Origin of the sequence: Pseudomonas sp. ES4, assembly GCF_050586665.1 — a bacterium.
GTDB lineage: Bacteria > Pseudomonadota > Gammaproteobacteria > Pseudomonadales > Pseudomonadaceae > Aquipseudomonas > Aquipseudomonas frederiksbergensis.
Genome location: NZ_JBOBDO010000002.1, coordinates 211,031 through 231,920, shown reverse-complemented (window position 1 = coordinate 231,920; position 20,890 = coordinate 211,031). Strand labels below are relative to the sequence as shown.

At 61.1% G+C, this 20,890-nt stretch carries 17 protein-coding genes and 1 pseudogene; 1 reads left to right on the top strand and 17 read right to left on the bottom strand.

Annotated elements, in window-relative coordinates; all coding sequences use genetic code 11:
• Positions 1-44 precede the first annotated feature (44 nt).
• The 6 genes from ACQ4OB_RS03255 to oxdA all read right to left on the bottom strand — a co-directional run bounded on the left by ACQ4OB_RS03255 (position 45) and on the right by oxdA (position 6,448).
• Positions 45-1,268 (bottom strand): GTP-binding protein, encoded by a 1,224-nt coding sequence (locus ACQ4OB_RS03255; protein ID WP_430955120.1) that lies wholly within the window; start codon positions 1,266-1,268, stop codon positions 45-47.
• On the bottom strand, positions 1,265-1,927 hold the full coding sequence (nthB, locus tag ACQ4OB_RS03250) for a nitrile hydratase subunit beta (protein ID WP_074877475.1): 663 nt from the start codon (positions 1,925-1,927) through the stop codon (positions 1,265-1,267). Before nthB ends, ACQ4OB_RS03255 begins: the two co-directional genes overlap by 4 nt.
• Positions 1,928-1,968: 41 nt before the next feature.
• Positions 1,969-2,568, bottom strand: a complete 600-nt coding sequence (nthA, locus tag ACQ4OB_RS03245; RefSeq protein ID WP_102616567.1) for a nitrile hydratase subunit alpha — start codon at positions 2,566-2,568, stop codon at positions 1,969-1,971.
• 93 nt (positions 2,569-2,661) lie between these two features.
• Positions 2,662-4,176, bottom strand: coding sequence for an amidase (locus ACQ4OB_RS03240; RefSeq protein ID WP_102616566.1), 1,515 nt, complete (start codon positions 4,174-4,176; stop codon positions 2,662-2,664).
• A gap of 209 nt (positions 4,177-4,385) precedes the next feature.
• The gene (locus ACQ4OB_RS03235) at positions 4,386-5,255 is read right to left on the bottom strand and encodes a transporter (protein ID WP_430955119.1); all 870 of its coding nucleotides are present in this window, start codon (positions 5,253-5,255) and stop codon (positions 4,386-4,388) included.
• Between the two features lie 134 nt (positions 5,256-5,389).
• On the bottom strand, positions 5,390-6,448 hold the full coding sequence (gene oxdA / locus ACQ4OB_RS03230; RefSeq protein ID WP_430955118.1) for an aliphatic aldoxime dehydratase: 1,059 nt from the start codon (positions 6,446-6,448) through the stop codon (positions 5,390-5,392).
• A 549-nt stretch (positions 6,449-6,997) separates the two neighbouring features.
• On the opposite strand from oxdA, the gene ACQ4OB_RS03225 reads away from it, so the two are divergent.
• Complete coding sequence (locus tag ACQ4OB_RS03225; RefSeq protein ID WP_430955117.1) at positions 6,998-7,933, top strand: helix-turn-helix domain-containing protein; 936 nt, start codon at positions 6,998-7,000, stop codon at positions 7,931-7,933.
• An 81-nt stretch (positions 7,934-8,014) separates the two neighbouring features.
• Here the strand turns inward: ACQ4OB_RS03225 and ACQ4OB_RS03220 are convergent, their stop codons facing one another.
• From ACQ4OB_RS03220 to ACQ4OB_RS03170, 11 genes and pseudogenes are all read right to left on the bottom strand, one after another.
• Positions 8,015-8,656, bottom strand: a complete 642-nt coding sequence (locus ACQ4OB_RS03220) for a TetR/AcrR family transcriptional regulator (protein ID WP_430955116.1) — start codon at positions 8,654-8,656, stop codon at positions 8,015-8,017.
• On the bottom strand, positions 8,653-10,281 hold the full coding sequence (locus ACQ4OB_RS03215; RefSeq protein ID WP_430955115.1) for a methyl-accepting chemotaxis protein: 1,629 nt from the start codon (positions 10,279-10,281) through the stop codon (positions 8,653-8,655). The genes ACQ4OB_RS03220 and ACQ4OB_RS03215 overlap by 4 nt, the downstream gene beginning before the upstream one ends.
• Before the next feature lie 68 nt (positions 10,282-10,349).
• The gene (locus tag ACQ4OB_RS03210) at positions 10,350-11,501 is read right to left on the bottom strand and encodes an acyl-CoA dehydrogenase family protein (protein WP_076030816.1); all 1,152 of its coding nucleotides are present in this window, start codon (positions 11,499-11,501) and stop codon (positions 10,350-10,352) included.
• Between the two features lie 18 nt (positions 11,502-11,519).
• Positions 11,520-12,608 (bottom strand): enoyl-CoA hydratase/isomerase family protein, encoded by a 1,089-nt coding sequence (locus tag ACQ4OB_RS03205; RefSeq protein ID WP_430955114.1) that lies wholly within the window; start codon positions 12,606-12,608, stop codon positions 11,520-11,522.
• A complete protein-coding gene (mmsB, locus tag ACQ4OB_RS03200; protein ID WP_076030818.1) occupies positions 12,605-13,501 on the bottom strand; it encodes a 3-hydroxyisobutyrate dehydrogenase in 897 nt (298 codons plus the stop codon). The genes ACQ4OB_RS03205 and mmsB overlap by 4 nt, the downstream gene beginning before the upstream one ends.
• Positions 13,502-13,526: 25 nt before the next feature.
• Positions 13,527-13,643 (bottom strand): annotated as a pseudogene (locus ACQ4OB_RS03195) (enoyl-CoA hydratase); the annotation flags it as partial.
• 29 nt (positions 13,644-13,672) lie between these two features.
• Positions 13,673-15,181: a CoA-acylating methylmalonate-semialdehyde dehydrogenase gene (locus tag ACQ4OB_RS03190; RefSeq protein ID WP_102616559.1), complete on the bottom strand. Its 1,509-nt coding sequence runs from the start codon at positions 15,179-15,181 to the stop codon at positions 13,673-13,675.
• Between the two features lie 102 nt (positions 15,182-15,283).
• A complete protein-coding gene (locus ACQ4OB_RS03185; RefSeq protein ID WP_076030819.1) occupies positions 15,284-16,987 on the bottom strand; it encodes an AMP-binding protein in 1,704 nt (567 codons plus the stop codon).
• Positions 16,988-17,340: 353 nt separating this feature from the next.
• Complete coding sequence (locus ACQ4OB_RS03180) at positions 17,341-18,591, bottom strand: OprD family porin (protein ID WP_430955113.1); 1,251 nt, start codon at positions 18,589-18,591, stop codon at positions 17,341-17,343.
• Between the two features lie 168 nt (positions 18,592-18,759).
• Positions 18,760-20,409, bottom strand: a complete 1,650-nt coding sequence (locus tag ACQ4OB_RS03175) for a cation acetate symporter (RefSeq protein ID WP_076030821.1) — start codon at positions 20,407-20,409, stop codon at positions 18,760-18,762.
• Positions 20,406-20,735, bottom strand: a complete 330-nt coding sequence (locus ACQ4OB_RS03170; protein ID WP_074877444.1) for a DUF485 domain-containing protein — start codon at positions 20,733-20,735, stop codon at positions 20,406-20,408. Before ACQ4OB_RS03170 ends, ACQ4OB_RS03175 begins: the two co-directional genes overlap by 4 nt.
• Between the last annotated feature and the right edge of the window lie 155 nt (positions 20,736-20,890).

Below are 20,890 nucleotides of genomic sequence, written 5' to 3'. Positions count from 1 at the left end.
GGGCTTCGCTAAAGTGGTGCATTGCCAGGCAGACTGCCGAGCGGTCAGGGCGACAATGCCTTGAGGTCGAAGGATGTTGCGCCTGGCAAGGTTGGCCACGTCTGTGGACCGTCCATGATCTCTTCCGGGGTCAGCAGGCAGGCGTCCAGTTGCCGCTTCAACATATCCAGGTCGAGACCCTGACCGATGACGACGATTTCCTGCCGGCAATCCCCGGTGATCTCGTCCCATTTGGCCATTATCCCTCCGCGGCGATAGTCATCCTGAGGCCATTGTGATTGCGCGATGAATGTCCACCAGCGCCCGACATAGTCCCAACGAAATTGCCCGCCACTTTGCACCAGCATGCCGATGTCCAGATGCCGACTGGCAACCCAGAAGTAGCCTTTGCAACGCAGTAGTCGCCCGTTTTGCCAGGGCAACTGCAGGAACTCCAGCAGCCGTTGCGGATGGAATGGCGCACGCTCCTGATACACCCAGGAAGCTATTCCATAGGTGTCCGACTCGGGTGGATGCTCGTCACTGGCTTCCAGGCTTTTCATCCAGCCGGGTGACTGCACCAGACTCGGCAAATCAAAGCGGCCAGTGTCGAGGATCTTCGACAGATCGACGGCACCGTGGGTCATGGGCAGGATTTCCGCCTTCGGATTGAGGCCCGCGAGGAGGGCGCTCAGTTCCAGAAAGCCTTTCTCGCCTATCAGGTCCAACCGGCTGACGAGGATGACGTTGGCGTACTCCACCTGTTCGATCAGCAGATCGGACAAGTGGCGTAATGGCGTGCCCGTTTCGTCCTCGCCGCCAACGGTGTCCCGCGAGGCCAACAGCGCCTGGAAGTTGCTACCGTCGACGACGGTGACCAAGGTGTCGAGCCGCGCCAGTTCGCTCAGACTGAAACCTTGCGAGTCGAGGAAGGCGAAGGTCTCGGCGACCGGCATCGGCTCGGAGATTCCGGTGGACTCGATCAGCAGGTAATCGAAGCGCTGCTGACGCGCCAGCAGGCTGATCTGCTCAAGCAGGTCAGCGCGCAGCGTGCAGCAAATGCAGCCGTTGCTCATCTCGACCAGTTCATCGCTGCCGCGGTGCAGCGACACATTGCGCGCTACGTCCTCGGCGTCGATGTTGACTTCGCTCATGTCATTGACGATGACCGCCACCCGCATGCCTGCGCGATTGCGCAGGATGTGGTTGAGCAGGGTCGTCTTGCCGGAGCCGAGGAAGCCTGAAAGGACCGTCACCGGCAGCCGGCCCGACAGGGCCCCGTCAATCATGCGGCCACCGTTTTCGCATCGACGGCCTTGTCCAGGTAGCTTTCGAACAGGTCGACCACCACCAGACCATCATCCGCAGCATCGCCCCACAGATCCTTCACCTGGAATTCAACGTGGTAGGTGGGCTGATGCGCTGCGCTCAAATCGCCGTGTCCGATAGCATCCGGGAACGGCCATTTTTCCGAGGTGCGGTGTCGGACGATGCCTTCCTTGCCGCGCACATAGGCCGGCATGCGCACGTGGCCGGCCACGTATTCGTCGCGAACCACTACCCGGTCGCCCACTTCAAATGGCGGGCGGCCAGTGATGGCGGGGCGGCCCTTGTCATGGGGAGGATTGGCCAATTTGAAGGTTGAACCCAATGCCAAATCGAGTTCTTCCTGGGTAATGACGCCGGTTTCGACCAGCAACGTGGCCGTGGCGATGACGTAGCGTTCGTAATATTGCGTGCCAACGTGCTGGCGGACATCGAGTCGTTCGACGGCGTGACGTATTTCATCGACGCTGAATTTTTTCAACTGGTCGGCACCGATAAACATCAGGCTGTAAGCCAGGTGCTCCCATTCCTGTTTGAAGACTTGTTTGTAATCCTGGCTATTGATGACATGGGGAACCTTGCCAAAGCCTTGAAAACCACCGAGATCGTGAAAGCCATCCATAATAAAAACCTCCGAAAGTTAGAAGATGAAGAGTCTTTGGGTCAACGTACGCGGGGCAGGGCAACCCCGATCAGCACATCCTTGGTCACCAGTTTCTGAAGCTCTTCTTCACTCATGTGCTCGGAGCCTTCGGGCCTTAAGGGCAGGACCAGGTAGCGGCTTTCTGCGCTGGTGTCCCAGACTTTGACGACCACATCGCTTGGCAACTCTGTGCCCATCTCACGCAGCACGGTGCGTCCTTCACGAACCAGGCGTGCACGGAACTCAAAACCCTTGTACCACTCCGGCGGTAACCCCAGGACCGGCCAGTTGGTGCAGGAGCACAGGCTGCAGACGATGACATTTTTCAGCTGCGGCAAATCCTCCAGGGCCACGATGTATTCGCCTTGCGGGCCGGTGAAACCGAACTGCGCGCACGCTGCAGTACCGTCTCTGAGCAACAGCTCCCGGAACTGCGGATCGACCCAGGCCTTGGCGACTACACGAGCGCCGTTTTCCGGGCTCCATTGGTGCTCCATCAAATCGGTCAGCTGCTCGATATAGCCCTCTGGAATCAGTTCCTTGTCTTTCATAACCTTGAACAAGGCCCACGCCCGCTCGCTGGGCGTCGAAGTGGATGCTGGGGATACAGTGGCGCTCATGGTGTAACTCCTCATCGATTTAATACGGTCAAAAAAGTGAAGAACAGTCCCCGGTTTTTTATTGATGTCCGGGAGGTTTGGGGGGAGGCAGCCTTACAACGTCTTCCAGTCGACATCGGCCTCGAACGCTGCCGCCGCCTGGTAAATCGTGCCTTCGGCATAGTGTTTGCCGACGAACATCAGCCCCACCGGCAGACCGTTCACCAGACCGCACGGGATTGACATGGCCGGATGGCCGGTAATGTCCTGCGGCGCGGTGTTACCGATCATTTCCAGTGCCCGGGCCACGTACTCAGTGATCGAACAATCGGGTTCGGGGTGGGGCTGGGCGATGATCGGCACGGTCGGCATGACCAGCAGGTCGTAGGTCTGCAGTGCCTTGTCGTAACCGGCCCGGGCGAAGCGTGCGATGTTCTGAGCCTTGGCGTAGAAACGACCGTTGTAGCGTTCCAGACCGTACTGGCCGACGAACATGCACAGCTTGAGCGATGCGGATAATGCGTCCGCTTGTTCGCGCCAACCGGCCTGTTTATCCAGCAGACCGACGTCGTAGAGCCCCTTCCAGTTAAAGCCTGCGCCATTGCCATGCATCATCTGCATGGTCAGGCCTTCGCAGCCGATGGGGTGCCACAGCGAACCTGCCAGGTTGTGCTCGGGAACGGAGACCTCTTCGACGCGAGCTCCCAAGGCTTCGAGTCGGGCGATGGCGCCGCGTACCTTGTCGGCAACGCGTGGATCCTGGTTGGCCAGCTGGAAGCCTTCCTGCAGGATGCCGATCCGCAGTCCGCTCACACCTCGCTCCAGATAGTCGCAATAGGCGTCGACTTGAGGGGCGGCCTGACGAGGATCGAGCCCGTCGGCACCGGCCATGACTTCCAGCATCAGCGCGTTGTCACGCACGTTGCGGGTGATGGGACCGGCATGGTCGATGGTGGCCTCGATCGCCATGATCCCGGTGTAGGGCACCAGACCGTGGGTCGGCTTCATGCCATAGGTGCCGCAGAACGCTGAAGGGATGCGGATCGAGCCGCCTTGATCGCCGCCAACGGCCAGGTCCACCTCGCCGGCTGCCACCAATGCAGCGCTTCCGGAGGAGGATCCGCCGGCAGCGAAACCGTGCCGGTATGGGTTGTGTACGGGCGCCGGATCAGAGGTGTGGCTGCCACCGGAGAGACAGTAGTGCTCACAAGTCGCCTTGCCCAGGATGGTCGTCCCGGCGTCTAGCAAACGGGTCACCACGGTTGCGTCAAACGACGGTACAAACCCTTCCAGGATTGAGGCGCCGTTCATCATCGGGACGCCAGCCAAGGAGATGTTGTCCTTGAGCGCAACAGTCTTGCCTACAAGCTTGCCCTCACGGGCACCATTTACTTCAGTCCTGTAATACCAGGCGTTGAGCAGGTTTTGCGGGTTAGACGGGCGGTAGCCGGAACTGCGGTCGTAGCGCACCGGTGGGGTGAAATCCGGCAACTCGTCGACCAGGTCATAGGCGTCGAAACTTGGCTGCATAAGTGCCAGGTATTCCGCTGCCTGCTCATGGGTCAGCTGCATATTCAGCCGGCCAGCGATGTCTTGCAGTTGGTCGAGGGTAGGGCGAACAATGGCCATGATTTTCCTATTCTTTTGTCTGTGATCGACAACGGCTCGGTCAGTACGGGAGCGTTCGAAGGTGTTCGCAAAACACCTCGCGCCGGGCACCTGGGGCGACATCAATCAAGTGGGTAACTGGGTTCAAGTTAGGCATCCTTCTCAGCCTTTGCTTGGCTGAGAAGGACAGCCATTTGGTTGAAAAGGACAACCTGCCAAGCGTGGCGCGCTCAGAACACTTTCAAGACGCGCAGGTTCAGGCGTGCGCCTTCCTTAAAGCCTTGTTCGACCTCGATGTCGGTGCCGATCTGGGCCTGAATCTGCAGCGTGGGCTCGATGAAGTGCGTGACGGTGAAACGCCCGTAGGAAGTGGAGACCCCGTCGTGCTGATCGACACCGTTGACGGTGGTCGCCGAGCCGGTGATGTAGCCGCCGCCCACGGCGAAGGTGGTGCTCGGCGTCCAGTTGTAGCGCACGGCGGTCTGGTACTCGTAGCGGGTGTTTTCTTCCAGCTTCGCCCCGGACGGGCCGAAGTCATTGTTGGCCGACACCCAAGAGGCTTCGGCCACCGTGTCCAGCGCCCATTTCGGGGAAAAATGGTGGATGTACGCCGCCTGTAGCGTGGCGCGCCAGCGGTTCTCGCCGAGGTTCAAGGCATCGTTTTTGTCGTAGCTCCCCACCGGAACGGACAGGTAGGGTGCCAAAGCGAAGATGTCCTTGTTCGCAGTGGGCAGCGTCCACTTCAGCGGCGCGGTGATGATCGGATCGCCGATGCCGCGGGTATCGCCCAAGGCGCCGATATCTCCTGAGGCGTTCATCTGGCCGAAAGGCAACAAAATCTGCGGTTCCCACGAGAGGTTTTCTGACAGGCCGATGGCGTGCACATACCGCAGGATGCCGATGTCCGAACTGAGCCTGGCGTCGTCGGAGACCTTGTGGCCGTTCTGGTACAGATCCGAGCGGTCGGCGTGCTGGTAGTAGAGCAGCAAGGCGTTGGCGCCGGCCGGCAATGGCTCGAAATCACCGGGAGCTACCTCGATGGCCTGGCTTTTGACAAACGGCAGCATGCACAGCACGAGTAAAGAGTGACTCAACTTCATGATCGATTTCCTGACAAAAGGGCCCCCAACCCCATGCGCTAGAGATGGGGGGCCAAAAGATGTTTGGGGGTGAGGTCTGTGTCAGGGCGGAATTCGGATCAAGACCGCCCGTGGACGCCGGGTCGCGTCAGACTTCAGGTTGTCGGGATCACCGCGTCACGCAACATGCCGGTCTGCGGGTGGCAGTTGATGTACTCGAACACCTGATCCTTGGCGTCGGATACCGAGACTTCGTGGTAGAGCCGTAGCTTCGACAGGCTGGTGGCGACCCGAAAAAAGGTCACGAAGATCCGCAGATGGGTCGGATGGGATTCGGCCCAGCGCTCGAGTTTTTCCAGGGAGCGCCAGTGGCCAATGTTGTAGCTCAGGTTCAGAAGATTGCCGTCCAGGTCGATGTAATTCACGAAGCGATTGCTATAGCAACCCAGGTCCTTGCCACTGTCGCGCAGGAAATCCATACCCGCCTGCAGCGTCGGCAGAATTTCGTTGAGATAGAGCGATCGTTCTTCTTCGCCAGCATCCGCCCAGTCCTGGCCGGAGCGGATCAGCGCGATATTGTCATGGCCTTGCACGACCACGCGCCCACCTTTGGCCGGGTCGCCAGCGATCACCGTCAGTTCACCGGAAGGAGCCATCCAGTCGGTCTGGGAAATCGGGAAGCGGTCACGCATGGATCCCCAGTAACCGTGCTCTTCGATTTCGTCACTGGTGGTGTTCATCAGGGCGCCGACGCCGGGTAATTCCTCGCGAAAGCCATACAGCGTCTCGAACTGCTCGGCCCTCGGCGCGACAATTTCCCGAAAATAACCGAGACCGTCGCTCAAGCGATCCTCCGATGACCACCATTCGATCACCTCAGGCGAGCGCAACCAACGGCAATGGGCGGCCGGGTCTTTCCAATAACCGACGATCATCAGGTTGTCGTAACCGCTGTTGTCGGTGTGGTGAGTCAGGTCATGGCTCAGGGGGCCGTCGGGCAGACTCAGGCTCGCGGCGATGTGGCGCATGGCGTGCAGGGCCGCCGCACGCTGGTCCTCCCCGCGGTACTGCACTCCCAAATATCCCATCACCACCTGTTCCAGTTGCTCATCGGCGCGCCCAACCCACATGGGGAAGGGGGGCTGGTATTCATCGGGGACGCGACGAGACAACGTCCGCGGGCATTTGAGGTGCTTATCGATCGCAGATTCCATGGTGGGCTCCTTGGTTTTATTTTTGGTACGCGGTTATCTGTTCAACGTTTCGACGGGCGCGGGTGGCTGCGGTTGGCGCAACCAGCCGACGCTGCAGCACCAGAGTCCCCAGCTCTAACAGGTAGGTGGCGAACTCTTCAGGTGCCAAGTCGCGCCTCTGCAAAAGCCAGGATGAATCGGACTGTCGCTGCTGCTCTGGCGGTTGCATGGGACACCTCATCAGTTGTGGTTGAAGGGGCACGGTGTGGGGTAGAAGTTAGGCGGGGACGGCACGGTACGCTTGGCTCGTACGGACAACCGTTTGGCTAGAAAGGACAGGCCCTGAATACAGGATCACGATGAGCTGAATTGGTGCGCGCACTCCGAATGCATGTATCGATAATGGGCAGGAGTCGTCCGTGTGACAGCCCCTTCCCGAGCGCAAGGGTCTGATATTTCAGGCGCACATAACCTTGGCAGTACAAAAGTGGAGTGGCCTGCTATTTGCTAAACAGGGAGCTAACGTTACCGTCACCCTTATTGTTCAGCTGCCGCCGTGAGGTGAATGCCATGAGTCATAGCAATCAGTATTCAACCCTCGCCGTTGCGGCGCCACGTCGCTTTGATTACTGGAAAGAAGTGGTATGCCGTCACTGCCTGGCGGCGGACAGCAAACCATTGACGCAGAGCGATTTCGACGGGGCGCTGGAGGTGCACGGCATGGGGCCGCTGGAGATCTGTACGCTGTCCTCGCCACTGCATTTTTGGGAGCGTTCGCCCCAGCATTTGCGCAGTGGTCCTGATGAAGATCTATGGCTCGGTTTTACCCGGCGTGGCTATGGTGAATTGGAGCAGGGAGGGCGCAGGACAACGCTGGCGGCGGACAATTTGTTTCTTTATGACGCATCCCAGACGTTCCGATTCAGCCTGGGTGGTACCGAAAACCACCTGGTCCGCATTCCGCGACAGTTGCTCAGCCAGCGGTTGCCAGGTATTGCAGGCTGCACAGCCGTGGTACTGGACGATCGCCGTCCAGGGGTGATTCCATTGCGCGAGATGTTGCACCAAGCGGCGAGCATTCCTGCAAGCTTTCAAGACGAGGGGCTTTCCAGCCGCTTCTCCAACACCTTGCTGGATCTTCTGGCGATCAGCCTGGAACTCCAGGATCTCAAGACGACCCATGAGGAGCTGGATCTTTATGGTCGGATCATGAACTACATCCAGCAGAATCTGACCGATCCGGACCTGTCGATCGAGCGCATCGCTCAAGTGCATTATGTGTCCACGCGAACCGTCACACGCGCTTTCGCCCGTTACCAGAAAACGCCGGTCGCGGAGATCTGGAAAGAGCGCCTGATCGCCAGTCGTGAGGCTATAGAGCGCGGCCAGGTACGCAGCATTTCCCAAGCTGCACTGGATTTCGGATTCTCCGATTTTTCCCATTACAGTCATGCTTTTCGCAAGGCCTTTGGTGTGGCTCCTCATACACTCCTGCGCCGAACTTGAGAAAGGCTCCAGGATTCACAAAAAACGCCACTCAATGAGTGGCGTTTTTTGTGCATGAGATTAATGTTCAGCGTCCGGCCATTAGCCCGGCTTTGACGAGAGTTCAGAGCCTGAGGTATGAGTCGCCTGCAACGCACCCTGGAGGGTACTCATCACCATGTCATGCAGCAACTTGCGGCGTACTCCCTTGCTTGCGTGCGGCTCCCCAACCCAGGCTGGCAGTTGGTTGAGGAGGGACACGATGCCGCTCAAGGTGGCGCGCCGGGTGGCATTGGTCGGTTTACCGGTGAGCTGCTCTATAGTTTCCACCAGGTGCTCCTCGTAGCGTCGGCGCAGGGTCAGGATCAAGGCATGCTGTTCGCTGCTCAGGCAATGGAGGTCGTACTCTGCCAGGCGGAAATGCGCCCCCATGCGCTCGTGTAGCAGGAGGTGCGCCTCAAGCAGGCCATGCAGTCGTACCGCCGGTGCGGATTTGCGACGATTCACCAGGCTGGCGCCGTGAAGCAACTGTTCGTAGAGTTCCTCGATCAGCTCGAACAGCAGGGCTTCCTTGCTATCGATGTGGTTGTAAATGGAGCCGACATTGATCCCCAGATAAGTGGCGAGGTCGCGCATGCTTACCCGGCTGAAGCCACACCTGGCGAACAGCTCGAGAGCCTTGTGGCGGGTTTCCAGGTAGCGCGAGTGGTGCCCTTGTTCGACAGGTAGCGCCATCACCTTCATACGCGAAACTGCCCCAACAGCCGATTCAGCTGACCCGCCAGTTGGCCCAGTTGCTGGCTGGCCTCGTTGGACCGGCCTGCTGCCTGGGCATTTTCGTGGGCCAGCGAAGCTGCACGGGTGACATTCTGGTTGATGTCCTCGACCACATGGGACTGCTCCAGGGTGGCGCTGGCGATCGAGGCGTTCAGTTCGGTGAGATTGCGCAGCGCGCTGAGAATCTGGTGCAGGCTTTCACCGGTTCGGCGGGCCTGTTCCACGGTTTGTTGAGCGGCTTGGCTGCTGGTATTGATGACCTTCACCGCCGCTTCCGAGTTGCCCTGCAGGCGCTCGATCATGCCTTGGATCTGTGCGATGGACTGCTGAGTGCGCTGGGCCAGCAGGCGCACTTCGTCTGCTACCACGGCGAAGCCGCGGCCCTGTTCGCCAGCGCGCGCCGCCTCAATGGCGGCATTCAGCGCCAACAGGTTGGTCTGCTCGGCGATGGCGCGAATGACTTCCAGCACACTGCCGATCTGGGTGCTTTCCTGGGCCAGGCTCTGGATCACCTCGACAGCCTGGCCGATGGTCTCGGACAACTGGTCGATCTGGCTCAGGCTGTTGTCAATATTGTGCTGACCCTGGCGTGCCTGCTCATCGGCCTGGCGTACTTCGTTGGCGGCGTGTTCGGCGTTCTTCGCCACTTCCTGCACGGCGTAAGAAACCTCGTGAATGGCGGTGGCCACCAACTCCATCTGCTGGGACTGTTGTTGGCTGTGGCGCTGGCTATCGCTGGCAATCTCAGCGAGTGATTGCGAGGCCTGGTCCAGGCTGCCTGCGGTCTGCATAGACTGGCCGATCACCGTGCGTAGCTTGTTGGTGAACACGTTGAAGTGGACGTTGAGGGCAGTGAGCTCGTCGCGCCACTGGCTGTCCAGATTGCGGGTCAGGTCGGCATCGCCGCTGGCGATGTTCTGCATGGCATCGACCGCTTGCGCCAGTGGCGAGGCGATGCTGCGGGCAATCAGCAGGATCAGCGCGCTGAGCAGCAGCGTGATCATTATCAGGATGACGAAGGTGTGTACCAGCTGGCGGCGGAACTCGACTTGCACGTCGTCAATGTAGATACCCGAGCCGACGATCCAGCCCCAGGGCTTGAACAGTTCGACGTAGGAAACCTTCTCCACTGGCGCGTCGGAACCCGGCTTGGGCCAGCGGTAACTCACCAGGCCTGAGCCGTCGCGTTTTGCCACGGCCACCATCTCGTCGAACAGCGCCTTGCCATCAGGGTCGAGGGTGCCTGTCATGCGCTTGCCTTCAAGCTTGGCATTGGGATGCAGGATCATGCGCGTGTCGAGGTCTTCGAGCCAGAAGTAGTCCCCGTGGTCATAGCGCAGATCGCGTATGACCGCGATAGCCTGCTGCTGCGCCTGTTCCCGACTGAGCCCGTGTTCTTCCAGGTTTTGGAAGTGGCGCAGGATCCCGCTGGCCGTCTCGACCACGTGACGGGTTTTCAGCACCTTGGCTGCATACAAGTTGTCATAGCTCTGCTTGAGCATCATGCCGGCAAGAATCAGCAGCATCAGGATGGACGTCAGCAGGATCAACCACAGTCGGCAGTTGATGGGAATATTGCGCAAGCGGGGCATGGGCAACTCCACAAGGAGGGGCAGAAAAGAGGGCGGCCGGACGCGGCAGGCGCGTCCGGACGGGGGACTCAGAGCGCGTAGTGGGCCAGCTCGCGGGCGATCAACAGGCGTTGGACCTCGCTGGTGCCTTCGTAGATCTGGGTGATGCGTGCATCGCGGTAGTAACGCTCAACCGGATAATCCTCCAGGTAGCCGTAGCCGCCATGGATCTGCATGGCGCTGGAACACACGCGCTCGGCCATTTCCGAGGCGAACAGCTTGGCCTGCGAGGCTTCTGATAGACACGGTTGCCCGGCGCTTTTCAGGCGTGCGGCATGCAGCACCAGCAGTCGGGTGGCATTGAGCCGGGTGTGCATATCGGCGAGCAAGTTGGATACGCTTTGGTGTTCGATGATCGGCTTGCCGAATTGGACGCGTTCGCGGGCATACCCCAGCGCGGCTTCGAAAGCGGCGCGGGCGATGCCCAAGGCCTGGGCGGCGATACCAATGCGGCCACCTTCCAGGTTGGACAGGGCAATGGCCAGGCCCTTGCCGCGTTCGCCCAGCAGGTTAGCCTCGGGGATCGTGCAATTGTCCAGGGTCACCGCGCAGGTATCCGAGGCCTTGATCCCCATTTTGTGCTCACGGCGGTCGACCACGAAACCAGGGTTGTCGGTCGGTACCAGGAAGGCCGACAGCCCCTTCTTGCCCTGTTCCGGATCGGTGACGGCGAAAACGATGGCCAGCTTGGCGCGCTCGCCGTTACTGACGAACTGCTTGGCACCGTTGAGCACCCACTGCCCATCATGCAGCTCGGCGCGGGTGCGCAGGTTGTGTGCTTCGGTGCCGGCCTGAGGCTCGGTCAAGCAGAAGCAGCCTATGGCCTGGCCGCTGGCCAGAAGCGGCAACCAGTCGTCTTGCTGAGTCGGGCTGCCATATTTCAGCAGGGGGCCGCAGCCCACTGAATTGTGGATACTCATCAATGCGCCGAGGGCACCGTCGCCGGCCGAGATTTCCTCCACGGCCAGGGCGTAGGCCACATAGTCGGTGTAACTGCCACCCCAAGTGTCCGGCACTACCATGCCCAGCAGGCCCAGTTCACCCATCTGCGCCACCACGGCGTCATCGATCCAGCCGGCCTTCTCCCAGGCTTGGGCATGCGGGCCGACTTCGCTGCGGGCAAAGTCGCGCGCCATGTCGCGGATCATGCGTTGTTCTTCGGTCAATTCGATATCGTGCATTGCGGTGTCTCCTGCCGATCAGGCGGTGCGAAGAGGGTTTGCAGAGGCCGGGTGGAAGCCGCTGAAAAAGGATTGCACCCGCGGTGGTGCCAGTTCCGCCAGGGTTGGAGGGTTCCAGCGCGGGGTTTTGTCCTTGTCGATGATCAACGCGCGCACGCCCTCGATCAGGTCACCTTTGTCAAACCACTGATAGTCCAGGTGCAACTCCAGGGCAAAGCAGTCGGCCAGGCTCAGGTAACGGCCGCGACGCAGCAACTCCAGGGTCACGGCCATCGCCAGTGGCGAACGACTGTCGAGCAGTTTGGCCGTCTGCTCGGCCCAGTCGCGCAGCTCGGGACGTTGCTCGCGCTGCAGGGCGGTGAGAATGGCCGGCACATCGGGCAGGGAAAAATATTCATCGATCACCTGGCGATAGGCCTTGAGTTCCGATCCCGCAATACGTTCGGTGGACATGCGGGCGAGCAGGTTTTGCAGGTCTTGGTCGGGCGCACCGGTCCAGTTCAATTGATCCAGGGCGGCATCCAGTTCGGCCATTTGCTCACTGGGCATGCAGTAGTCAGCCAAGTTGGCATAGAGGGCATCGGCGGCACGTACCTGGCAACCTGTGACCCCCAGATAGATACCCAGCTCACCCGGAAGGCGCGGCAGGAAATAGCTGCCGCCGACATCGGGGAAAAAGCCGATGCCGACTTCCGGCATGCCCATCCGCGTGCGCTCGGTGATCACCCGTAACGAGGCGGCCTGGGCCAGGCCCATGCCGCCGCCGAGGACGAAACCATCGAGCAGCGCCAGCACCGGTTTGGAATAGCCGTGCAGGTACTCATCCAGGGCGTACTCTTCCTCGAGAAACAGCTCGTGCAGGTTGTCGCCGGCCTTGTGACTGTCGTACAGCATGCGGATGTCGCCACCCGCACAGAAGGCTTTTTCCCCGGCGCCACGAAGGGTCACGGCGACGATCTCCGGGTCCTGTTCCCAGACCCACAGGTACCGGCACAACAGTGTCACCATGGGCAGGTCCAGGGTGTTCAACGCACTTGGTCGATTCAGCGTCAGGTGCCCGATGCGGTTGCGCACACTGGCCAGCACCGGGGCTTGCTGCTCGCTCATGCTTTTGCTTCCCCACGGAACAGTTTGATGATGGCGGAGAAGTCCAGGCCGCCATTACCTTGCAGGCTGAAGGTCTGGTACAGCTGCTGGGCGGCAGCACCGAGCACCACCGGCTGACGCACATGTTTTGCTGCTTCGGTGGCGAGGCCGAGATCCTTGAGCATCAGGTCGGTACCAAAGCCGCCACTGTAACCACGCGAGGCCGGAGCGTTTTCCAGCACGCCCGGGAACGGATTGTTGATCTCCGAGCTCCAGCACCGACCGGTGGAGGTGCCGATGACACCGGCCAGCACCTTGGCGTCCATGCCCAGGGCCACACCCAGGGCCATGGCCTCGGCGACGCCAACCATGGAGATGCCGAGCAGCATGTTGTTGGCGATCTTGGCCACTTGGCCGTTACCTGCTGCGCCGCAGTGCACGATGTTCCTGCCCATGGCCGAGAGGATTGGCAGGGCCTGGTCGAATACGCTGACCGGGCCGCCGACCATAAAGGTCAGGGTGCCTGCCGTCGCGCCACCGGTGCCGCCGGATACGGGCGCGTCGAGCATCGGGTTGCCTTGGGCAAGGGCGAATTTGGCCACCTCGCGGGCACTGAGCGGGTCAATGGTTGAACTGTCGATCAACAGCACGCCCTGGCCAATATTGGCCAACAGGCCGTCCTTGCCGCGATAGACCTGCTTCACATGGTCGGCGGTCGGCAACATGGTGATGATCACCTCAACCTTGGCTTTGGCCACGGCGGCGGGTGAGTCAGCGGCGCTGGCACCGGCCTCCACCAGGGTCGCGACCGCCTGCGGGAAAGGATCGAAGACGGTCAGGCTGTGTCCAGCCTTGAGCAGGTTGCGGGCCATTGGGCCGCCCATGTTACCGAGGCCGAGAAATCCGATATGCATGATGACTACCTTTTGCGAGTGGGGATCAGCGGTGCAGGAAATTCGGCACGCGCTTGTCGACGAAGGCTTGCATGCCTTCCTTTTGGTCGTGGCTGGCAAATAGCGAATGGAACAGCCGCCGCTCGAAACGTACGCCCTGACTGGCCGGCGCTGGGCGCCGGCCAGCAAAGGTCATTTCAGGGTGATGGTGGTGTTGACCGCACCGCTGGTGTCGTCTTCATCGAACCAGCGCTGGGTGACCGTCTTGGTCTGGGTGTAGAAGGTCACCACTTGCTTGCCGTAGGGGCCCAGGTCGCCCAGCTTGGAGGCGCGGGAACCAGAGAAGGAAAACAGCGGGACCGGTACCGGGATCGGCACGTTGATGCCTACCTGGCCGACGTCGATTTCTTCCTGGAAGTGCCGGGCCGCAGCGCCGGAGCGGGTGAACAGGGCGGTACCGTTGCCATTCGGGTTGGCGTTGATGATCTCGATCGCCTCGCTAAGGTTGGCGGCATGCATGACGCACAGCACCGGGCCGAAGATTTCTTCGCGGTACACGGACATTTGTGCCGTGACGCCGGAGAAGATGGTCGGGCCGACGAAGTTGCCGTCCTGGTAGCCAGGCACACTCGGGTTGCGCCCATCCAATTCGAGCTTGGCGCCTTCTTCGATGCCGCTGGCGATCAGGCTGTTGACGCGATCCAGAGCCGCGCAGGAGATCACCGGGCCGATGTCGGTGCCAGGTTCGGTGCCGCCATTGATCTTGAGGGTTTTGGTCCGCTCGATCAGGTCCGGCAACCAGGTCTGCGCTTCACCCACCAGAATGACCACCGGCAGGGCCATGCAGCGCTGACCGGCGGCGCCGAAGGAGGCGCCCAGCAGGTTGTTCAACGTCTGCTGTTTGTTGGCATCGGGCAGGACGATGGCGTGGTTCTTCGCGCCCATCATGCACTGTGCACGCTTGCCATTCTGGGTCGCGCGGTTATAGACGTGGGTGCCGACCTTGGTCGAACCAACGAAGGACACGGCTTTGATGTCCGGGTGGTCACAGATCAGGTTCACCGCGTCGACGCCGCCGTGGATGACGTTGAGCACGCCCTTGGGTACACCGGCTTCCAGGGCCAGTTCGACCAGGCGCATGGTCACCAGCGGGTCTTGCTCGGATGGCTTGAGGATGAAGGTGTTGCCGGTGGCGATGGCCATCGGGAACATCCACAGCGGGATCATCGCCGGGAAGTTGAACGGGGTGATGCCGGCACACACGCCCAGCGGCTGCATCAAGGTGTAGGTGTCGACGCCATTGGCCACGTTGTTGGCCAACTCACCCATCTGCAGATTGCCGATGGAGGCGGCGTGCTCGACCACCTCCAGGCCGCGGAACACATCACCTTCGGCATCCGGCAGGGTTTTGCCCTGTTCAGCGGTGAGCAGAGCGGCCAGTTCCTTGATGTTCTCGCGGATCAGTTGCTGGTATTTGAAGAAGATCCGGGAGCGGGCGCCGATCGGAGTCTTGCGCCAGGTCTTGAAGGCTTCCTTGGCGCTGGCCACGGCGGCGTCCATTTCCTCGGCGGTGGCGAAGGGCACGCGGGCCAGGACTTCCTGGGTAGCCGGGTTGATCACGTCGCGCCATTGGGTGCTGCGCGATTCGACGAATTCGCCGTTGATGAGAAGCTTGACGCTAGGAATGCTGGAGGAGGTCATTTTCGGGTCCTGTCTACTTTCTTTGAGTCGAGTGAGGCCCCTCGGCCTGATTGGCCGAGCGGTCGCGTTTGAATTCAGGAGGGCCGGCGTACCGGCCCGGGTTCAGCCCTTGAGGTGAGGGAAGTCTTCTTCGAAGTACTCTTGCGCGCCGCGTGCATCGCTCTGGCGGCGCTGCACTTCCATTTGCCGCAATTCCACCCGACGAATCTTCCCTGAGATGGTCTTGGGCAGTTCGCTGACGAATTCGATACGCCGCACCCGCTTGTAGGGCGCCAGGTGCTCGCGAGCGAAGGCGAGGATGTTGCCGGCCAGTTCAGCACTGCCGGGTTCGTCATGGGCCAGGATCAGGAACGCCTTGGGCACGGCCAGGCGTAGCGGGTCCGGGCTTGGCACCACGGCCACTTCCATCACCGCCGGGTGCTCGATCAGTGCGCTTTCCAGCTCGAAGGGACTGATGCGGTAGTCGGAGGCTTTGAACACATCGTCGGCACGGCCGACGAAGGTGATGTAGCCCTCTTCATCGATCTGTGCGGTATCGCCGGTGCGGTAGTAACCGTCGCGCATTACTTCTGCGGTTTTTTCCGGGCTGTCCTCGTAGCACAACATTAGGCCGAGCGGACGCACATCCAATGGCAGAGCTACTTCTCCCTCGTTGCCGGGTACGCCATCGGGGTCAAGCATGGTCACCCTGTAGCCCGGCAGAGGACGGCCCATGGAGCCGGGTTTGAGCAGTTGGCCGGGTGTGTTACCGACCAGAGCGGTGGTTTCCGACTGACCGAAACCATCACGCAGCGGCAAGTCCCAGGCATGCAGGATCTGCTCGATGATCTCCGGGTTCAGTGGCTCACCGGCACCCACCAGTTCGCGAAGGTTCAGGCGCTCCTTGTAACTGGCCAGATCCTCCTGAATCAGCATGCGCCACACGGTGGGCGGGGCGCACAGGCTAGTGACGCCATAGCGCTCCAGCGCGCCAAGCAGGGCCGGGGCGCTGAAGCGCGCGACGTTGTGGATGAAGATGCAGGCGCCGGCGTTCCATGGTGCGAAGAGGCAGCTCCAGGCATGTTTGGCCCAGCCCGGTGACGAGATGTTCAAGTGCAGGTCACCCGGCTGCAGGCCGATCCAGTACATGGTTGACAGGTGGCCGACCGGGTAGCTCTGGTGACTGTGCAGCACCATCTTTGGCTTGGAGGTAGTGCCAGAGGTGAAGTACAGCAGCATCGGGTCGGTGGCTAGCGTGCGGTCCTCGACGTCGAACTGCTCGGAATACTCGCTGGCGGCACTGTGCGGGGTCCAGCCGGCGGGGGCCGGGCCGACGCAGATGCGGCTGCAGCCTTCTCCCAGGCCGACGAACTTGTCGACATGGGCGCTGCCGACCACCAGGTGACGAACCTGGCCGCGCTCGATGCGGTCGCCCAGGTCATCGGGGGTCAGCAGGGCGGTGGCGGGAATGACCACGGCGCCGATTTTGAAGGCGGCCAGCATGGTTTCCCACAAGGCGACATCATTGCCGAGCATTAGCAGGATGCGCTCGCCGCGGCGCACGCCGAGGGCACGCAAGTGGTTGGCCACCTGGTTAGAGCGCGAGGCCAGTTGCTGGAAGCTGTAGCGCTGTTCGCTGCCGTCTTCTTCGACGATCCACAAGGCGTTGGCGTGATTGTCCTCGGCCATGGCATCGAAGTAATCCAGTGCCCAGTTGAACTCGTTCAGTTGCGGCCAGCGGAAGTCACGCACGGCAGTGGCGTAGTCGGTACGGTGGGCCAGCAGGAAGTCTCGAGCGGCGAGGAACGGTTGGCAGTTGCTGTTCATTGGAGTCTCCATCGATCGTGGTGACGATCGGCGCGGGTACAGGTACGGGATGGTCAGGCAGCGAGGGGGGCTTCGCTGCGGGCAGCAATGCGTACTAGACGCGTGCAGGTACCTGAGAGCGGGGAGACGGCGGCAAGCATGGATGTCTTCACGGTGTATGCCCTTGTTTGTTTTTGTTGGGTCTGGCGCGGTTCATGATCAGGCGCTTGAGCCCAGTATATGCATGCAAAAATCAATTAAAAATGCTCATAAAAACCGGTGCGTTGTGCAAAAAAATCATAGAGGTGGCGCGTTGGATGGAGGGCCGCTCGCACTCTCAGGCGATGCGAGCGGCCCCCGTCTGGCGGGGGGATTTACCAGAGCGCCAGGGTATAGCTGAGGATCAGGCGGTTTTCATCCAGGTCGCTGCCGAAGTGGGTCGAGCGCACCGTCGCGTTGCGCCACTTCACCCCGACATTTTTCAGCGGCCCGCTTTGCACGACATAACCAATGTCGGTATCACGTTCCCATTCCTTGCCTTCCGGGCGGTTGCCGCCCAGATCGATGTTGTCACCGGTGAGGTAGCGGGTCATGAAGGTAAGGCCCGGAATGCCGATGGCCGCAAAGTTGTAGTCGTAGCGCGCCTGCCAGGACTGTTCGTCCTTGCTGGCGAAGTCGCCGATCTGCACGAAGTTCACCAGGAAGGCATCGGTGCCGTTGACGTAGGCGTAGCCGGTGTCGCCGCTCATGCCTTGATAACCCAGGCCCACCGCATGCCCTCCGAGGTTGTAGGTGAACATCGCGCCGATGGCGTTGTTATCGACATTGCTGCCGCCATCGTCCGTGGAGCGGGCGAAGCGCAGATCGGTCTTCAGCGACTGGCCGGTGGTGACTGGCAAGACGTAGGTCAGGTTGACCAGGTGCTGGCTGTAGAAGTTGTCGAGGTGGCCGTAGCTGTAGCCGGTGGCGAGGTTGCTGGTCCATTTGTAGTTCAGGCTGGCGAAATCGAAGCTGTCGCTGTCGAGATGACGCGTGGTGATGCCCTTGGCGCCGGTGCGGGTGATGCCCATGTCCTCGTAGTCCGAGGAGTCGCGCTGATTGACTTGCGTCAGTCGCCCGGCATCCACGGTCAGGCCTTCGAGTTCCAGCGACGTCAACTGACCGCCCTTGAAGGTTTGTGGCAACAGCCGTGAATCGTTGGCCAGTACCGTCGGCAGTTTCGGCAGCAGCGTGCCGAGTTTCAGTGTGCTTTTTGAGGCACGCACTTTGGCGGTCAGGCCCAGTTCGCCGTACTCGTCCTGCGCCCCTTTGCTCGTGTCACGGTGACGTTTGAGCAGGCCGGAGCCTGCGCGATCAGGGCTGGAATCGAGCTTGACGCCGAGCAGGCCGATGGCATCGAAGCCGACACCGATCAACCCGTCGGTGTATCCCGATTCGTAGCGCAGCAGGAACCCCTGCGCCCATTCCTCTTGTTTGGATTGGGCGGCGTTGTCCTGGCGATAGTCACGGTTGAAATAGAAGTTGCGCAGTTCCAGGCTGGCTTTACTGTCTGCGAGGAAGTCCGCGTGGACCTGGGTGGCAACGCTGCTGCTTGCCAGGAGCAGGGTAAAAAGGGTGGGTTTCATTGCATGCCTCTTGTTGTTATAAGCAAGCCTTTCCCGCACTGGCCGGGGCCGGTGGAGGGAAGACTCGTTGGAGGTGCCCTGCGCCGGGCGGCGCAGGGCGGGAGTAAAAGAGCGCGACGCTAAGGGGCGAACTCGCGCTCGGGGCATAGACCCCGGGAAGCTGCAGCGTTAGTGACTGCTGGCCATAGCAGCGCCCAGGCCAGTCTGGGCGCGGACGAACTGATCGGCATAGGCAGCGCGCTCGCGGTCGGCACGCTCGCTACGGTCCAGTTTGGACGCCACCACGATGACCAGGAAGGCCAAAGGCATGGAGAACAGCGCCGGCTGGTCGTAGGGGAAGATTGCCTGGGCATGGCCCAATACGCCGACCCATACCGACGGAGAGCCGATGACCAGGGCCAGGGCGCTGATCAGGCCAGTCATACCGCCATAGAGGGCGCCACGGGTGGTCAGGCCACCCCAGTACATGGCCATGATCAATACCGGGAAATTCGCCGAGGCCGCTATGCCAAACGTCAGGCCGACCAGGAAGGCGATGTTCTGGCCCTCGAACAGAATGCCGAGGGAAATCGCGACGATACCGAGACCGACAGTGGCGATGCGCGATACACGCATTTCCTGCTTCTCGTCGGCCTGGCCCTTCTTCAGTACTGAGGCATAAAGGTCGTGAGAGATGGCCGAGGCGCCGGCCAGGGCCAGGCCGGCCACCACTGCAAGAATGGTGGCGAAGGCCACGGCGGAGAGGAATCCTAGAAACAGGTTGCCGCCCACCGCTTTAGCCAGATGCATGGCAACCATGTTGCCGCCGCCGATCATGGTGCCGCCGAGCTTGCCGTCGACATAGTACTGCGGGTCTGTGCCGACGATGACGATGGCGGTGTAGCCCAGGATGCAGACCACCAGAAAGAAGAAGCCGATGAACACCGTGGCGAATAGCACCGATTTGCGCGCCTCCTTGGCGTTGGGCACGGTGAAGAAGCGCATCAGAATGTGCGGCAGGCCGGCGATGCCGAAGACCAGTCCGAGGGACAGGGACACCGCGTTGATCGGGTCGGCCAGCAAGGTGCCCGGGCCCATAATCTGCACGCCGCTGGCATGCACCGCCACGGCTTGGGCAGCCAGCGTCTCGAAGCTGAAGCCGAAACGGCTCAGGGCCATCAGCATCAGGGTCGTGCCGCCCGCCAGCAGCAGGACCGCCTTGGTGATCTGCACCCATGTGGTGGCGAGCATGCCGCCGAAGATCACGTAGACCAGCATCAGCAGGCCGACCACCACCACCGCCGTGCGATAGTCGAGGCCGAACAGCAGCTTGATCAACTGGCCAGCACCGACCATCTGTACCACCAGGTAGCAACACACCACCGTCAGCGAACCAAGGGCGGCAAAGCTGCGCACGCGAGTTTGATCCAGGCGGAAGGAGACGATGTCGGCGAATGTATAGCGGCCCAGGTTGCGCAGGCGCTCGGCCATCAGGAAGGTGACGATGGGCCATCCGACGAAGAAGCCAATGATATAGATGAAGCCGTCATAGCCCTTGGCGAACACCAGGCTCGAGAGGCCCAGCAAAGTGGCCGCCGACATGTAGTCACCGGCGATCGCCAGGCCATTCTGAAAGCCCGTGATACCGCCGCCGGCACTGTAGAAGTCAGCAGCGGAGCGCGTGCGACGGGACGCCCACCAAGTGATCAGCAAAGTGGCGAGGACGAAGATGAAGAACATGCCGATGGCATGCACATTGAGCGGTTGCTTCTCTGCGGTGATGGGTGCGGCGTTGGCCAGCAGGGGACTGAGGGCGAGAAGGGCGAGTAGGCGTTTCATGCGCGGGTCTCCTGGAGGATCTGCGCGCTGAGCGCGTCGAAACGTGTGTTGGCGGTGTTCACGTACCAGGCGGTAAGCAGCCAGGACAGCAGGATAATTGCCACGCCGATTGGCATGCCGAGGCTGAGATGACTGCCGTCGTACAGCGGCAGGTGCAGCCAGGCAGGTGCGAAGGCCACTACCATGATGAAGCTGTAATAGACAGCGAGGACCGCGGCGCTCAGTGACCAGGCCAGCAGTGCGCGCTGGCGGGTGAGTCGCTGGAACTTGGGATTGGCCCTGACCTGGGCGCAGGTCTGGGCGTGGTTCGGATGGTCAGTCGTCATGATGAGGCTCCGCTTTTAATTGTTGTTGTATGTCGCCTTTTGAGAGGCGTACGGGTACCCGGGCGACGTCCCGAAGCGGAGCGTCACCTGAATGCTGCTGGAGTCGTATCTGCCCTGGCGATCTTCCGGAGGCAAGGGGTGTTGAAATGACGTCG

Excerpts from the sequence above, each read along its gene's own strand:
- ACQ4OB_RS03255 (WP_430955120.1), bottom strand. The coding sequence starts at position 1,268 with ATGATTGACGGGGCCCTGTCGGGCCGGCTGCCGGTGACGGTCCTTTCA.
- nthB (WP_074877475.1), bottom strand. The coding sequence starts at position 1,927 with ATGGATGGCTTTCACGATCTCGGTGGTTTTCAAGGCTTTGGCAAGGTT.
- nthA (WP_102616567.1), bottom strand. The coding sequence starts at position 2,568 with ATGAGCGCCACTGTATCCCCAGCATCCACTTCGACGCCCAGCGAGCGG.
- ACQ4OB_RS03240 (WP_102616566.1), bottom strand. The coding sequence starts at position 4,176 with ATGGCCATTGTTCGCCCTACCCTCGACCAACTGCAAGACATCGCTGGC.
- ACQ4OB_RS03235 (WP_430955119.1), bottom strand. The coding sequence starts at position 5,255 with ATGAAGTTGAGTCACTCTTTACTCGTGCTGTGCATGCTGCCGTTTGTC.
- oxdA (WP_430955118.1), bottom strand. The coding sequence starts at position 6,448 with ATGGAATCTGCGATCGATAAGCACCTCAAATGCCCGCGGACGTTGTCT.
- ACQ4OB_RS03225 (WP_430955117.1), top strand. The coding sequence starts at position 6,998 with ATGAGTCATAGCAATCAGTATTCAACCCTCGCCGTTGCGGCGCCACGT.
- ACQ4OB_RS03220 (WP_430955116.1), bottom strand. The coding sequence starts at position 8,656 with ATGAAGGTGATGGCGCTACCTGTCGAACAAGGGCACCACTCGCGCTAC.
- ACQ4OB_RS03215 (WP_430955115.1), bottom strand. The coding sequence starts at position 10,281 with ATGCCCCGCTTGCGCAATATTCCCATCAACTGCCGACTGTGGTTGATC.
- ACQ4OB_RS03210 (WP_076030816.1), bottom strand. The coding sequence starts at position 11,501 with ATGCACGATATCGAATTGACCGAAGAACAACGCATGATCCGCGACATG.
- ACQ4OB_RS03205 (WP_430955114.1), bottom strand. The coding sequence starts at position 12,608 with ATGAGCGAGCAGCAAGCCCCGGTGCTGGCCAGTGTGCGCAACCGCATC.
- mmsB (WP_076030818.1), bottom strand. The coding sequence starts at position 13,501 with ATGCATATCGGATTTCTCGGCCTCGGTAACATGGGCGGCCCAATGGCC.
- ACQ4OB_RS03190 (WP_102616559.1), bottom strand. The coding sequence starts at position 15,181 with ATGACCTCCTCCAGCATTCCTAGCGTCAAGCTTCTCATCAACGGCGAA.
- ACQ4OB_RS03185 (WP_076030819.1), bottom strand. The coding sequence starts at position 16,987 with ATGAACAGCAACTGCCAACCGTTCCTCGCCGCTCGAGACTTCCTGCTG.
- ACQ4OB_RS03180 (WP_430955113.1), bottom strand. The coding sequence starts at position 18,591 with ATGAAACCCACCCTTTTTACCCTGCTCCTGGCAAGCAGCAGCGTTGCC.
- ACQ4OB_RS03175 (WP_076030821.1), bottom strand. The coding sequence starts at position 20,409 with ATGAAACGCCTACTCGCCCTTCTCGCCCTCAGTCCCCTGCTGGCCAAC.
- ACQ4OB_RS03170 (WP_074877444.1), bottom strand. The coding sequence starts at position 20,735 with ATGACGACTGACCATCCGAACCACGCCCAGACCTGCGCCCAGGTCAGG.